General features: G+C 49.5%; 13 protein-coding genes and 4 pseudogenes. 9 read left to right on the forward strand and 8 right to left on the reverse strand.

Going from position 1 to position 14,437, the window contains the following annotated elements; all coding sequences use genetic code 11:
• The first annotated feature begins 123 nt into the window (after positions 1-123).
• The 5 genes and pseudogenes from xseB to ACJHWK_RS19905 all read left to right on the forward strand — a co-directional run bounded on the left by xseB (position 124) and on the right by ACJHWK_RS19905 (position 5,967).
• A complete protein-coding gene (gene xseB, locus ACJHWK_RS19885) occupies positions 124-366 on the forward strand; it encodes an exodeoxyribonuclease VII small subunit (protein WP_001124935.1) in 243 nt (80 codons plus the stop codon).
• Complete coding sequence (gene ispA / locus ACJHWK_RS19890) at positions 366-1,265, forward strand: (2E,6E)-farnesyl diphosphate synthase (protein ID WP_000347217.1); 900 nt, start codon at positions 366-368, stop codon at positions 1,263-1,265. The genes xseB and ispA overlap by 1 nt, the downstream gene beginning before the upstream one ends.
• 24 nt (positions 1,266-1,289) lie before the next feature.
• Positions 1,290-3,152 (forward strand): 1-deoxy-D-xylulose-5-phosphate synthase, encoded by a 1,863-nt coding sequence (gene dxs, locus ACJHWK_RS19895; protein WP_000006815.1) that lies wholly within the window; start codon positions 1,290-1,292, stop codon positions 3,150-3,152.
• Positions 3,153-3,206: 54 nt separating this feature from the next.
• A pseudogene (gene yajO, locus ACJHWK_RS19900) lies at positions 3,207-4,165 on the forward strand (1-deoxyxylulose-5-phosphate synthase YajO).
• Positions 4,166-4,395: 230 nt separating this feature from the next.
• On the forward strand, positions 4,396-5,967 hold the full coding sequence (locus ACJHWK_RS19905) for a pentapeptide repeat-containing protein (RefSeq protein ID WP_000978308.1): 1,572 nt from the start codon (positions 4,396-4,398) through the stop codon (positions 5,965-5,967).
• 176 nt (positions 5,968-6,143) lie between these two features.
• Here the strand turns inward: ACJHWK_RS19905 and pgpA are convergent, their stop codons facing one another.
• From pgpA to nrdR, 6 genes are all read right to left on the reverse strand, one after another.
• Positions 6,144-6,659: a phosphatidylglycerophosphatase A gene (pgpA, locus tag ACJHWK_RS19910; RefSeq protein ID WP_000154043.1), complete on the reverse strand. Its 516-nt coding sequence runs from the start codon at positions 6,657-6,659 to the stop codon at positions 6,144-6,146.
• Complete coding sequence (gene thiL / locus ACJHWK_RS19915) at positions 6,637-7,614, reverse strand: thiamine-phosphate kinase (RefSeq protein WP_000742099.1); 978 nt, start codon at positions 7,612-7,614, stop codon at positions 6,637-6,639. The genes pgpA and thiL overlap by 23 nt, the downstream gene beginning before the upstream one ends.
• A 77-nt stretch (positions 7,615-7,691) precedes the next feature.
• Entirely contained in the window at positions 7,692-8,111 is a 420-nt protein-coding gene (nusB, locus tag ACJHWK_RS19920; protein WP_000801125.1) for a transcription antitermination factor NusB, read from the reverse strand.
• 19 nt (positions 8,112-8,130) lie between these two features.
• On the reverse strand, positions 8,131-8,601 hold the full coding sequence (gene ribE, locus ACJHWK_RS19925; protein WP_001021161.1) for a 6,7-dimethyl-8-ribityllumazine synthase: 471 nt from the start codon (positions 8,599-8,601) through the stop codon (positions 8,131-8,133).
• Between the two features lie 88 nt (positions 8,602-8,689).
• A complete protein-coding gene (gene ribD / locus ACJHWK_RS19930) occupies positions 8,690-9,793 on the reverse strand; it encodes a bifunctional diaminohydroxyphosphoribosylaminopyrimidine deaminase/5-amino-6-(5-phosphoribosylamino)uracil reductase RibD (protein ID WP_001522013.1) in 1,104 nt (367 codons plus the stop codon).
• A 3-nt stretch (positions 9,794-9,796) separates the two neighbouring features.
• Complete coding sequence (gene nrdR / locus ACJHWK_RS19935; RefSeq protein WP_000543535.1) at positions 9,797-10,246, reverse strand: transcriptional regulator NrdR; 450 nt, start codon at positions 10,244-10,246, stop codon at positions 9,797-9,799.
• Positions 10,247-10,396: 150 nt separating this feature from the next.
• On the opposite strand from nrdR, the pseudogene ACJHWK_RS19940 reads away from it, so the two are divergent.
• Positions 10,397-10,525: pseudogene (locus tag ACJHWK_RS19940) on the forward strand (DUF3251 domain-containing protein); the annotation flags it as partial.
• Positions 10,526-10,620: 95 nt separating this feature from the next.
• Here the strand turns inward: ACJHWK_RS19940 and ACJHWK_RS19945 are convergent.
• A complete protein-coding gene (locus ACJHWK_RS19945; protein ID WP_071779335.1) occupies positions 10,621-11,778 on the reverse strand; it encodes an RNA-guided endonuclease InsQ/TnpB family protein in 1,158 nt (385 codons plus the stop codon).
• Positions 11,779-11,785: 7 nt separating this feature from the next.
• On the opposite strand from ACJHWK_RS19945, the pseudogene tnpA reads away from it, so the two are divergent.
• The 3 genes and pseudogenes from tnpA to tsx form a co-directional block, all read left to right on the forward strand.
• Positions 11,786-12,210 (forward strand): annotated as a pseudogene (gene tnpA, locus ACJHWK_RS19950) (IS200/IS605 family transposase); the annotation flags it as partial.
• A 62-nt stretch (positions 12,211-12,272) separates the two neighbouring features.
• Positions 12,273-12,683, forward strand: a pseudogene (locus tag ACJHWK_RS19955) (DUF3251 domain-containing protein); the annotation flags it as partial.
• Between the two features lie 297 nt (positions 12,684-12,980).
• Positions 12,981-13,865 (forward strand): nucleoside-specific channel-forming protein Tsx, encoded by an 885-nt coding sequence (gene tsx / locus ACJHWK_RS19960; RefSeq protein ID WP_001295328.1) that lies wholly within the window; start codon positions 12,981-12,983, stop codon positions 13,863-13,865.
• A gap of 37 nt (positions 13,866-13,902) precedes the next feature.
• Here tsx and yajD read toward each other — a convergent pair whose 3' ends face one another.
• Positions 13,903-14,250 (reverse strand): HNH nuclease YajD, encoded by a 348-nt coding sequence (yajD, locus tag ACJHWK_RS19965; RefSeq protein WP_000974813.1) that lies wholly within the window; start codon positions 14,248-14,250, stop codon positions 13,903-13,905.
• Positions 14,251-14,437 lie beyond the last annotated feature (187 nt).

The following is a 14,437-nucleotide window of genomic DNA, read 5'->3' on the forward strand; positions in this document are numbered from 1 at the left end:
GCGGAAGTATACCACTAACATCGCTTTGCTGCGCACATCACCTTACCATTGCGCGTTATTTGCTATTTGCCCTGAGTCCGTTACCATGACGGGGCGAAAAATATTGAGAGTCAGACATTCATTATGCCGAAGAAAAATGAGGCGCCCGCCAGCTTTGAAAAGGCGCTGAGCGAGCTGGAACAGATTGTAACCCGTCTGGAAAGTGGCGACCTGCCGCTGGAAGAGGCGCTGAACGAGTTCGAACGCGGCGTGCAGCTGGCACGTCAGGGGCAGGCCAAATTACAACAAGCCGAACAGCGCGTACAAATTCTGCTGTCTGACAATGAAGACGCCTCTCTAACCCCTTTTACACCGGACAATGAATAATGGACTTTCCGCAGCAACTCGAAGCCTGCGTTAAGCAGGCCAACCAGGCGCTGAGCCGTTTTATCGCCCCACTGCCCTTTCAGAACACTCCCGTGGTCGAAACCATGCAGTATGGCGCATTATTAGGTGGTAAGCGCCTGCGACCTTTCCTGGTTTATGCCACCGGTCATATGTTCGGCGTTAGCACAAACACGCTGGACGCACCCGCTGCCGCCGTTGAGTGTATCCACGCTTACTCATTAATTCATGATGATTTACCGGCAATGGATGATGACGATCTGCGTCGCGGTTTGCCGACCTGCCATGTGAAGTTTGGCGAAGCGAACGCGATTCTCGCTGGCGATGCTTTACAAACGCTGGCGTTCTCGATTTTAAGCGATGCAGATATGCCGGAAGTGTCGGATCGCGACAGAATTTCGATGATTTCTGAACTGGCGAGCGCCAGCGGTATTGCCGGAATGTGCGGTGGCCAGGCATTAGATTTAGACGCGGAAGGCAAACACGTACCTCTGGACGCGCTTGAGCGTATTCATCGTCATAAAACCGGCGCATTGATTCGCGCCGCCGTTCGCCTTGGTGCATTAAGCGCCGGAGATAAAGGGCGTCGTGCTCTGCCAGTACTCGACAAGTACGCAGAGAGCATCGGCCTTGCCTTCCAGGTTCAGGATGACATCCTGGATGTGGTAGGAGATACTGCAACGTTGGGAAAACGCCAGGGTGCCGATCAGCAACTTGGTAAAAGTACCTACCCTGCACTTCTGGGTCTTGAGCAAGCCCGGAAGAAAGCCCGGGATCTGATCGACGATGCCCGTCAGTCGCTGAAACAACTGGCTGAACAGTCACTCGATACCTCGGCACTGGAAGCGCTAGCGGACTACATCATCCAGCGTAATAAATAAACAATAAGTATTAATAGGCCCCTGATGAGTTTTGATATTGCCAAATACCCGACCCTGGCACTGGTCGACTCCACCCAGGAGTTACGACTGTTGCCGAAAGAGAGTTTACCGAAACTCTGCGACGAACTGCGCCGCTATTTACTCGACAGCGTGAGCCGTTCCAGCGGGCACTTCGCCTCCGGGCTGGGCACGGTCGAACTGACCGTGGCGCTGCACTATGTCTACAACACCCCGTTTGACCAATTGATTTGGGATGTGGGGCATCAGGCTTATCCGCATAAAATTTTGACCGGACGCCGCGACAAAATCGGCACCATCCGTCAGAAAGGCGGCCTGCACCCGTTCCCGTGGCGCGGCGAAAGCGAATATGACGTATTAAGCGTCGGGCATTCATCAACCTCCATCAGTGCCGGAATTGGTATTGCGGTCGCTGCCGAAAAAGAAGGCAAAAATCGCCGCACCGTTTGTGTGATTGGCGACGGTGCGATTACCGCTGGCATGGCGTTTGAAGCGATGAATCATGCGGGCGATATCCGTCCTGATATGCTGGTGGTTCTCAACGACAATGAAATGTCGATTTCCGAAAATGTTGGCGCGCTCAACAACCATCTGGCGCAGCTGCTTTCCGGTAAGCTTTACTCTTCACTGCGCGAAGGCGGGAAAAAAGTTTTCTCTGGCGTGCCCCCCATTAAAGAGCTGCTCAAACGTACCGAAGAACATATTAAAGGCATGGTAGTGCCTGGCACATTGTTTGAAGAGCTGGGCTTTAACTACATCGGCCCGGTTGACGGTCACGATGTGCTGGGGCTTATCACCACGCTTAAGAACATGCGCGACCTGAAAGGCCCGCAGTTCCTGCATATCATGACCAAAAAAGGTCGTGGTTATGAACCGGCAGAAAAAGACCCAATCACTTTCCACGCCGTGCCTAAATTTGATCCCTCCAGCGGTTGTCTGCCGAAAAGTAGCGGCGGTTTACCAAGCTATTCAAAAATCTTTGGCGACTGGTTGTGCGAAACGGCAGCGAAAGATAACAAGCTGATGGCGATTACTCCGGCGATGCGTGAAGGTTCCGGCATGGTCGAGTTTTCACGTAAATTCCCGGATCGCTACTTCGATGTGGCAATTGCCGAGCAACACGCAGTGACCTTTGCTGCGGGTCTGGCGATTGGTGGGTACAAACCCATTGTCGCGATCTACTCCACCTTCCTGCAACGCGCCTATGATCAGGTGCTGCATGACGTGGCGATTCAAAAGCTTCCGGTCCTGTTCGCCATCGACCGCGCGGGCATTGTTGGTGCTGATGGTCAAACCCACCAGGGCGCTTTTGATCTCTCTTACCTGCGCTGTATTCCGGAAATGGTCATTATGACCCCGAGCGATGAAAACGAATGTCGCCAGATGCTCTATACCGGCTATCACTATAACGATGGCCCGTCAGCGGTACGCTACCCGCGTGGCAACGCGGTTGGCGTGGAACTGACGCCGCTGGAAAAACTGCCAATTGGCAAAGGCATTGTGAAGCGTCGTGGCGAGAAACTGGCGATCCTTAACTTTGGTACGCTGATGCCAGAAGCGGCGAAAGTCGCTGAATCGCTGAACGCTACGCTGGTCGATATGCGTTTTGTGAAACCGCTTGATGAAGCGTTAATTCTGGAAATGGCCGCCAGCCATGAAGCGCTGGTCACCGTAGAAGAAAACGCCATTATGGGCGGCGCAGGCAGCGGAGTGAACGAAGTGCTGATGGCCCATCGTAAACCAGTACCCGTGCTGAACATTGGCCTGCCTGACTTCTTTATTCCACAAGGAACGCAGGAAGAAATGCGCGCCGAACTCGGCCTCGATGCCGCCGGTATGGAAGCCAAAATCAAGGCCTGGCTGGCATAATCCCTACTCCACTCCTGCTATGCTTAAGAAATTATTCATGGCAGGAGTGGCAGCATGCAATACAACCCCTTAGGAAAAACCGACCTTCGCGTTTCCCGACTTTGCCTCGGCTGTATGACCTTTGGCGAGCCAGATCGTGGTAATCACGCATGGACAGCCGTCCCATAATTAAACGCGCGCTGGAAGGCGGCATAAATTTCTTTGACACCGCCAATAGCTATTCCGATGGCAGCAGCGAAGAGATCGTCGGTCGCGCACTACGGGATTTCGCCCGTCGTGAAGACGTGGTCGTTGCCACCAAAGTGTTCCATCGCGTTGGTGATTTACCGGAAGGATTATCCCGTGCGCAAATTCTACGTTCTATCGACGACAGCCTGCGCCGTCTCGGCATGGATTATGTCGATATCCTGCAAATTCATCGCTGGGATTACAACACGCCGATCGAAGAGACGCTGGAAGCCCTGAACGACGTGGTAAAAGCCGGGAAAGCGCGTTATATCGGCGCGTCATCCATGCACGCTTCGCAGTTTGCTCAGGCACTGGAACTACAAAAACAGCACGGCTGGGCGCAGTTTGTCAGTATGCAGGATCACTACAATCTGATTTATCGAGAAGAAGAGCGCGAGATGCTGCCACTGTGTTACCAGGAGGGCGTAGCGGTGATTCCATGGAGCCCGCTGGCGCGGGGTCGTCTGACACGTCCGTGGGGAGAAACTACCGCACGACTGGTGTCTGATGAGGTGGGGAAAAATCTCTATAAAGAAAGCGATGAAAATGACGCGCAGATCGCAGAGCGGTTAACGGGCGTCAGTGAAGAACTGGGTGCAACACGAGCACAAGTTGCGCTGGCCTGGTTGTTGAGTAAACGGGGCATTGCCGCACCGATTATCGGAACTTCGCGGGAAGAACAGCTTGATGAGCTGCTGAACGCGGTGGATATCACCTTGAAGCCGGAACAGATTGCTGAACTGGAAACGCCGTATAAACCGCATCCGGTCGTAGGATTTAAGTAAATTTCGCTTTTCAACCATTTTATCTGCTGAATTCCCCATCGTCTGCGATGATGGGGACAACGTACCTCCCATCATCTTCTGTAACCATAATCCACCTCTGCAAGAGAAATTCTTGGTGAATGAGTTTGCAGCTATTCATCATCTTCATCCCTTTGAGCGATTTTTGATAGTTTCTCCAGGTAATACTCCCTAAAACTGTCTTATTTAGTCAACGTAAGAGGATTACAATCATGATGAAAACTATCACCAAACAACCGATCCTGTTTACTGATGTACCGGTTGCAGATTTAAGAAACTCAATGAAGCACGATTTAAATCAAAATCTTATCGAAAGGCTATGGAACAAAATTCGTGATTTTTTTCTGGACAGTGATAAACAAAAGGCATTTAAATCGATTCATAAATACATCAATACATTGTCAGTTCTAAATTATAATTCAGCGTTAACTCCAGATCCCAATTTTAATATAGATGCATCGTCAGATTTAGACTCATATTTAAACCTGAAATTTGATAACCTCTCGCCCAAACAAAAGCAGACCACGCTTTGTTGTTTCTGGAATAAAATTGCATCCTCATTGCCAGAGCCATACAACAGCACCATCAAACATAACATTATTTTTTATAAAGTCGGAGAAAATCTGATGATACGTGGAACTATCTCTATTGTTAACGAGGTAGTAAAGACTTATTCACTCCCAATAGAAAAGGATGACAATGGATATTACGATTTCAGCGGTCTATATCTAGCACACAGCAATATTTCCGGTAAAGATCCCAATAAAGATCCTGCTATAGATTTCGGTATAGATCTGGGAAACTGTAACTGCTCAAATGTCAACTTCGAACATACTTACTTTGATAGCGTCAAGTTTACAAATACGAATTGTACAAATGCGAATTTTAACAGTTGTAGATTTATCAAATGCGATCTAACAAATATGAATTGCACTGGCGCAATTCTTGATAATGCGGTGATATATGGTAAAGAAAAAGAACCTGAGATGCAATATCCAGAAGCAGATCAAATAATACAAAGGATAACTTATCAGAAATCACATGGGAATGAAACGAAAGGGATGATTCTAACTAACTGCTCCTGTGTTAAAACCACTTTCAATTGGGCAGATTTATCAGAAAGTGATTGCCAAAATGTGGACTTTAGCGAGGCTAATCTTTCAAACACTATTCTTCCTGACATCGTCAGGATGAAAGGCACGAAACTTTACCGTACCGACCTTTTTAATCCGATATTAAAAGCAGAAGCAGAATCAACAGAAGAAAAAGATATTAGCCCATTAGCAAAAATTATTCTTGACTATATTGAATCAGATAAAAACCCTGAGTCATTAAAATTTGATGAAAAATCAACAACCACTAAAATAATACAAGATATCGATAATTTTATTTTCTATAATAAGCATTTAAAGAGCATATTCAATCAAGCAATGAATCTTGAAGGAAAAATAAGCAGAAAAAAATACAATGAGATCTTTAACTATAAACAAGAACAAGCCAGACAATATTTCATCGACCAGTATAAACTAACAAAAAATGATTATTTGAAGAAAATACCTTTAACTGCACAATTAATTGCAAAATACAAAATGGATGATCAATTGGACCAACTTTTGGTTACCCGTGAAATTCAAGATGAAATAAAACCAAAGATTCAAGACAAAATAGATGAACTTTCTAAAAATTTATTCAACACTATAAACCAAACCATTAAGGATAACTTTGATGATATTTTTCGGCAACAGTCAGAGAATATGAGCAATTATTATGAGTTCGTCGACTGACGATATTTGAGTGTACGTGAATTATGAGTGACAAAGATACACCTTGAAATATCTCCGCATAATATATTCGGTGATGTCGGATTTTACTTTAACAGAGTGCCTCAAAATTGGGGCACTGTTCATTTATAAATCAAACCGGGTGGTCTGGAATCGACTACACCACCCGGTCAATGGCATCAAAGAATACCCAGCGGCCAATGATGACCGATAAAATACAGGATGCCAGCGGAGATCACCCCGGCGACAATATCATCTATCATGATCCCCATGCCGCCATGTACATTGCGGTCAAACCAGCGGATCGGCCACGGTTTCCACATATCCAGGATACGGAAAATCACAAACCCGGCGGCGACCCACTGCCAGTCATTGGTCGGCAGCGCCATGAGCGTGATCCACATACCAATAAATTCGTCCCAGACAATGCTGCCGTGATCGTGCACGCCCATGTCTTTCGCCGTTTGATGACAAAGATAGACGCCGATACAGATCCCCAGCATCACCACCAGCGAATAGAGCTGCCAGGGCAAAAAGGTCATCAGATACCAGAACGGAATCGCCGCCAGCGATCCCATCGTGCCAGGAACGATTGGGCTTAATCCACTTCCGAATCCGACAGCAAGCAGATGCCACGGATTACTCATCTTCAGGCGACTTTTCGCGACATCTTTATGGCGTGGCAAAATGGTCATATCCTTTCCAGTCTAACGTGACAGGTTCGCCGTCACGAATAAAACAAAGCCCTTCGATATCGGCGGTCATTTGCCCGATACAGGTAAACGGTACGCCCAGATGTCCGAGAGCCACATCCAGCGCGCCACGGTTCAGTTCCGGCACCGTGAAACACAACTCGTAATCTTCACCGCCAGAGAGCGCCCAGCGCAGCGCCTGTTCCGGTTCAACATGGCGAGAAAGCGCATCAGAAAACGGCAGCAATGCCAGGTCAATACGTGCGCCGCAGTCGCTGGCTTTCACGATATGCCCGAGATCGGAAATCAGACCGTCAGAGAGATCGATAGCTGAATTTGCCAGATCGCGCAGTGCCTGTCCCTGTAAAATACGCGGAGATGGACGGAGATGACGTTTGATCAAGTAGTCCGCATCTTTAACATCGGCAACCTGCAAACGGTTTTGCAAAATCGCCAGCCCGGCGGCGCTATCGCCCGGTGTACCGGTCACATAGATCCAGTCACCCGGTTTCGCCCCAGCGCGCGTTAAGGCTCGTCCCATCGGAACAAAGCCGTGGATACCCAGCGTCATTGATAATGGCCCACGCGTGGTATCGCCGCCAATGAGTTGCATATCGTAATAATTGAGAAGATCAAACAAACTGTCGCTGAAGGACTCAAGCCACGCTTCGTCGACGTCCGGTAAGGTTAATGCCAGCGTCAGCCAGGCTGGATCGGCCCCCATCGCTGCCAGATCGCTTAGGTTCACCGCCAGTGCTTTATACGCCAGATCAGCAGGATCGATATCAGGGAGGAAGTGGTTGCCCGCCACCAGCGTATCAGTGCTGATCGCCAGGGTCTGTTTCTCGGGGATATTGAGAAGTGCGCAATCGTCGCCAATGCCCAGTTCGACATCAAGACGAGAACTTCTTACACGGTCAAAATAACGGGCAATCAGGGAGAACTCGCCACATGCCATACGTTATGCCTCAGCAGGTAAAAAAGAAAAGGCCGGCGATCGCGGAACGGTCTTCCGTGAATCTACCGGCCTGGATATCACTTTTTGTTAGGGCGAATCACAGGTGCTGCTTTATCGAGTACGCCGTTGACGAACTTATGGCTGTCTTCTGCGCCGAACGATTTCGCCAGTTCGATCGCTTCGTTAATGGCCACTTTGTATGGCACATCGCTACGTTTAGACAGCTCATACAGCGCAATGCGCAGTACTGCTTTTTCTACCTGGCCCAGTTCTTCCAGCAGGCGGGACAGGTATGGCTTCATCAGTCCGTCGAGGTATGCGGTGTTAGTCGCCACCCCGGCCAGCAGCTCACGGAAGTACAGGACGTCAACGTCTTTTACATCCTGTTCAGCCAGGAACTGGTATTCAACATCAGCGATGTCGTTCTGGGACAACTGCCAGGAGTAGAGCGCCTGGACGGCACACTCACGAGCGCGGCGACGAGCAGCAGGTTTCACGGATTTCCCCTTACTAATTTCAGGCCTTGATGGCTTTCAATACATTAATCATTTCAAGCGCGGTCAGTGCAGCTTCTGCACCTTTGTTGCCAGCTTTGGTGCCAGCACGTTCGATCGCTTGTTCAATGCTTTCAGTGGTCAGAACCCCAAAAGCAACCGGAATTTCGCTGTCCTGGGCAACATGCGCCAGGCCGTTGCTTGCACCACCAGCGACATATTCAAAGTGGGCAGTGCCACCACGAATAACCGTACCCAGCGCAATCACCGCGTCGTATTTACCGGTTTTAGCCAGTGCACCCGCCGCCAGCGGCAGCTCATAGGCACCAGGCACCCAAACAACGGTAATGTTTTCATCTTTTACCTGACCGATACGTTTCAGTGCGTCAATTGCACCTTCCAGCAGGCTGTCATTGATAAAGTTGTTGAAACGCGCGATGGTGATGGCGACGCGAGCGTCCGGGGTAGCAACGTTAGCTTCAATAATGTTCATTTTCTTCCTTCGGGTTCGAGTATGGCCCCGCAGGGGGGCGGATTTTAGCATAATATTTCGTGCGCTGCTTCCCTTTCGAGCCGGGAGATCATGCACCCACTAAATGCAGGCAAACATCCGGGCCTACATGACGTATCTCTTTGAATTTAAATTGGGGGGCGTCAGCTAATTTCTCAAGCCCTGGCAGCGTGCATAATCCACGGGCGTCGCTGCCTAATAGTTTAGGTGCGATATAGACAATCAGCTCATCGACTAAACCCGCCTGCAGCAATGCGCCAGCGAGCGTTGGCCCCGCTTCCACCCAGATGCTGTTAATCTGCTGTTTACCCAGTTGCATCATTAGTACAACCAGATCCAGATGACCTTTATGCTCTGGAATCAGCAAGGTACGTACCGTTTCCGGCCACTCACGAGAATCTTCCTGCGTACGCGCGAACCAGGTTTCGCCGGGCTGCTGCACAATGCGATGTTCCGGCGTCACGCGATTTTGGCTATCAATCACAATACGTATCGGCTGACGGAGATTTTGTTGCGGATAGAGCGCCTGAGTTTGTTCATCCAGTTCAGACCAACGCACTGTTAAGGCTGGATCATCCGCCAGCACCGTGGCGCTGCTGGTTAAAATGGCATGACTTTGTGCGCGCAGTCGTTGTACGTCGCGCCGCGCCTGAGGCGAAGTGATCCACTGGCTTTCGCCGCTCGCCATCGCCGTGCGACCATCAAGCGATGCGCCAAGTTTTAATTGAATATAAGGAAAGCCGGTGCGCATCCGCTTGAGAAAGCCTTTATTCAATTGCTCGGCTTCACTCATCATCAGCCCGTGGCTGACGTCAATGCCAGCCTGTTGCAGACGATATAGCCCTCGCCCAGCTACCTGCGGGTTAGGATCTTGCATCGAGGCAACCACGCGCGCCACACCTGCGGCAATTAATGCATCACAGCAAGGCGGCGTACGGCCGTGATGGCTGCAAGGTTCGAGTGTCACATACGCAGTCGCACCTTTGGCTTTATCTCCAGCCATACGCAACGCATGTACTTCGGCGTGTGGTTCACCAGCACGGTGATGGTAACCTTCACCGACAATTTCGCCATCTTTGACAATGACGCACCCGACATTCGGGTTAGGATGCGTGGTAAAACGTCCTCGTTGCGCCAGCTTTAGCGCCCGCGCCATGTAATACTCGTCCTGCACGGCTTAGTCCTCCAGGCGCGCGATCTCTTCGCCAAATTCTTTGATATCTTCGAAACTGCGGTAGACAGAGGCAAAACGGATATAGGCGACTTTATCGAGCTTTTTCAATTGCTCCATCACCAGATTGCCAATCATCTTGCTCGGCACTTCGCGCTCACCGGTGGCGCGCAGCTGCGATTTAATATGATTGATTGCCATTTCGACGTCATCGGAACTCACCGGACGTTTTTCCAGCGCCCGCAGCATTCCGCTACGCAATTTCTCTTCATTAAACGGTTCACGCACGTCGTTGCTTTTTACAACACGCGGCATAACCAGCTCCGCCACTTCAAAGGTGGTGAAACGTTCATTACACACCAGACACTGCCGACGGCGGCGTACAGATGAGCCCTCGCCAACGAGACGAGAGTCAATTACCTTAGTGTCCACGGCGAAACAGAATGGGCAATGCATACGGCGTCCTGACCAGGTGGTTAACAGAAATCTATTTTACCCTGAACTGACGATACAACAAAGGCGCAACGCTTTTGAGATAAAGGATCGATGCTTTCGCTGCTTTTACCCTCTACCATTAGGCTAATTGCGACGAGAAAGGGACGACCTATGAATACTAACGTTTTTCGACTGCTCCTGCTGGGAAGCCTGTTCAGCCTTAGCGCCTGTGTGCAGCAAAGCGAAGTGCGACAGATGAAACACAGCGTCAGCACGCTGAACCAGGAGATGACGCAACTCATTGACATCCTCCACGCCCTGAAGGACGTGGATCCCTGCTACGTTCAGGCTGTCGCCTGAATCATTTCGGTGGGTTCCTGCTTCAACGAGCGGCCTCACTGCACCATCTCTCCACAGGCAAGAACGGCGTGCCCCACCGCTAAAATGTTACGAGCGCCATTTACATCGGCGTTCGCTGTATATCCACATACCTGGCATCTGAATTGACTTTGTGACAGGCGATTTTCTTTCGCTGTATGACCACAGCACGCGCAACGCTGGCTTGTGTACGCTGGCGGAGCAGCAAGCACCTGACCGCCACGCCAGAGCTGCTTGTACTCAAGCTGGCGGCGCATTTCATACCAGCCCTGATCCAGTATCGAACGGTTTAAACCTGATTTTGCCCGGACATTGCGCCCCGGCTGGCTGACCGTACCCGCTGCTGACTTTGACATGTTGCTGACCTTCAAATCCTCAATGACTATCATTGCGTGGTTTTTGCTGACGGTCGTTGTGACTTTGTGAAGGTAGTCCCTGCGGATATTTGCGATACGGGAATGCAGTCGCTGTATTTTGCGTTTCTGCTTCTGCCAGTTGTTGCTGAATTTGACCTTGCGGCTTAACTGTCGCTGAAGTCTCGCCAGCGTCTTCTGGTTTTTCTGAAAACTGTTTACAGGCTCAAAGACTGTGCCATCTGACAGCGTGGCGAGTTTAGCCACGCCAGCATCCAGCCCGACCATTGATGCTGAAGGGTGAACCGGAGTGGATACTTCACTTTCGGTCTGAATACTGATGTACCACTTACCGCAGGACTGGCTGACAGTGACATTTTTCACAACTCCCGTGACCTGACGGCTATTCCGGTAGCGCATCCAGCCAAGTTTCGGCAGAAAAATACGGCTGTTTTCCTGATCGAGCTTAACGCCCTGCGGGTAGCGGAATGCATCATTCTGTCCCCGCTTTTTGAATCGGGGAAAAGCAGCCCGATTCTGGAAGAAGTTTTTGTAAGCCCGCTCAAGGTCTTTCAGTGACTGTTGCAATGGCTGTGACGGGGCATCTTTAAGCCATTGCGTTTCAGTGGCATTTTTCCACTCAACCAGCCAGGAAGCCATTTTCCCGTAAGGGATGTATTTATTACCGGCCTCATGATTCTCATTCTGAAGCGCCAGAGCACGATTGAAAACGAAACGACATGCGCCTGCGAAGCGCCTCATTTCACGCTCCTGTTGACCACCGGGTCTTAACTGGAATTTAAATGCCTGTCGTCGTTTCACAGGTCAAATTATATTTTGGTCTGTGAAAAAAGAAACCGATATCCGGCGTGGAAGGCATTGTGTTTTCCTGATGCATGTTCACCTGGTCTTTGTCCCAAATACCGACGCCAGATTTTTGACCATGACGCGACAGAAAAACCACGCACTTACTTTTCAGATGTATGTGCTGATTTTGAAGCTGAACTGGTTGAAATGGATGGCGAACCAGATCACGTCCATTTGTTAATTAACTATCCTCCCAAACTGGCGATATCCAGTCTGGTAAACAGCCTCAAAGGCGTATCGGGTAGGTGACTGCGACGAGATCGACCAGATATTGCAGTCAGGTATTACTACAAAGGCGTTTTGTGGAGTCCTGGCTATTTTGCCAGTAGCTGCGGAGGTGCGCCAATATCCGTCATCCGCCAATACATTGAACAACAGCAAACACCTGGTCAGGTGGAAAACCGCGCCTTATATCCCCGCCCTGAAGGACGGGGTTTTACGGCGCACCGGATAAAGAAACAGTCAAAATCACTCAGCAAAACAGGCTGAATGCAAAATCCAGCAGTGGGGTTTACCTTCTGCCTGGAGCGAAAACACCAGCAAGACTGGAAAGCCAGATCGGTACTTTACGTATGTCGCTGGTGAATATTACGCCTGATACAGATGGCACCACCCTGACGCTACGTATTCAGGGCGAGTCGAATGATCCCTTGCCCGCATTCAGCGGAACTGTTGAATATGGGCAAATTCAGGGAACAATAGACAACTTTCAGGAAATCAATGTGCAGAATCAATTGATTAACGCCCCTGCCAGCGTCCTCGCCCCCAGCGATGTTGATATTCCGTTACAGTTAAAGGGTATTTCTGTGGATCAGTTAGGCTTTGTACGTATCCACGACATTCAACCTGTTATGCAGTAAACGTTTCGCGGGGCGTTTTGTGCGTCCCGCAACATCTTTCCCCGTCATTTTGTTACTCTGCTTACATCACCCAGATTGATAGTAAAAGTTTGCAACAAGGGTGAAAGTCAGTACAATCCCCGCCCGAATGTGTGTAAACGTGAACGCAATCGATTACGTAAATGATAGAACTGTGAAACGAAACATATTTTTGTGAGCAATGATTTTTATAATAGGCTCCTCTGTATACGAAATATTTAGAAACGCAATTTGCGCCTTTTTCACTCCCGCAAGGGATTTTCAAACAGTGGCATACATATGAAAAAAACATTACTGGCAGCCGGTGCGGTACTGGCGCTCTCTTCGTCTTTTACTGTCAACGCAGCTGAAAACGACAAACCGCAGTATCTTTCCGACTGGTGGCACCAGAGCGTTAACGTTGTCGGAAGCTATCACACCCGTTTCGGACCGCAGATCCGCAACGATACCTACCTTGAGTACGAAGCATTCGCTAAAAAAGACTGGTTCGACTTCTATGGTTATGCGGATGCGCCGGTATTCTTCGGCGGTAACTCCGATGCAAAAGGTATCTGGAACCACGGTTCTCCGCTGTTTATGGAAATCGAACCACGTTTCTCCATCGACAAGCTGACCAATACTGACCTTAGCTTTGGTCCGTTCAAAGAGTGGTACTTCGCGAACAACTACATTTACGACATGGGTCGTAATAAAGATGGTCGCCAGAGCACCTGGTACATGGGTCTGGGTACCGATATCGATACTGGCCTGCCGATGAGCCTGTCCATGAACGTCTATGCGAAATACCAGTGGCAGAACTATGGCGCAGCGAATGAAAACGAGTGGGACGGTTACCGTTTCAAAATTAAATACTTTGTGCCGATTACCGATCTGTGGGGCGGTCAGCTGAGCTACATCGGCTTTACCAACTTCGACTGGGGTTCCGATTTAGGGGATGACAGCGGTAATGCAATCAACGGTATTAAGACCCGTACCAATAACTCCATCGCTTCCAGCCATATTCTGGCTCTGAACTACGATCACTGGCACTACTCTGTCGTAGCTCGTTACTGGCACGACGGTGGTCAGTGGAACGACGATGCAGAACTGAACTTCGGCAACGGCAACTTCAACGTTCGCTCTACCGGCTGGGGTGGTTACCTGGTAGTAGGTTACAACTTCTAATTGTGAGAATGCCGGATTCCATATCCGGCATTTTTTATCACTTCTTCTTATTCATCATCGCTTTTAAATCAGCGAATGGGTTGTACTTCGCTTCACCGACATCTTTCTGCGCATCTTCCCCTGCGATAACGGTCGTACCATACTGATCTGCTTCGGTATATTTTGAATGCTCGTGATCGTGGCAATAAAGACACAATAACTCCCAGTTACTGCCGTCTTCCGGGTTATTGGTATGGTCGTGATCAATGTGGTGAACGGTAAGTTCACGCAGGTTGGAATAAACAAACTCGCGAGAACAGCGACCGCAGACCCACGGATAGATTTTTAATGCTTTTTCGCGATAGCCGCTTTCTAACCGCGCATAGTTTTTAGGGATGATAGCCATGAAAAGTTACCTGGATGAAATGTAGGGTTACGCGCAGTTTCCCAAGATGCGGGGATTTTCGCAATCTCCATACATCAAATAAATATCCTCCGGCATAGCCGGAGGTTTTTCAAATGCGCCTATAAGGCTCTCTTACCAGCCGCGCCCTAACAGGCGCACACGATCTGACATTTGCATCCAACTTCGT

It is taken from the genome of Escherichia sp. WS547, assembly GCF_046486065.1.
Lineage (GTDB): Bacteria > Pseudomonadota > Gammaproteobacteria > Enterobacterales > Enterobacteriaceae > Escherichia > Escherichia coli.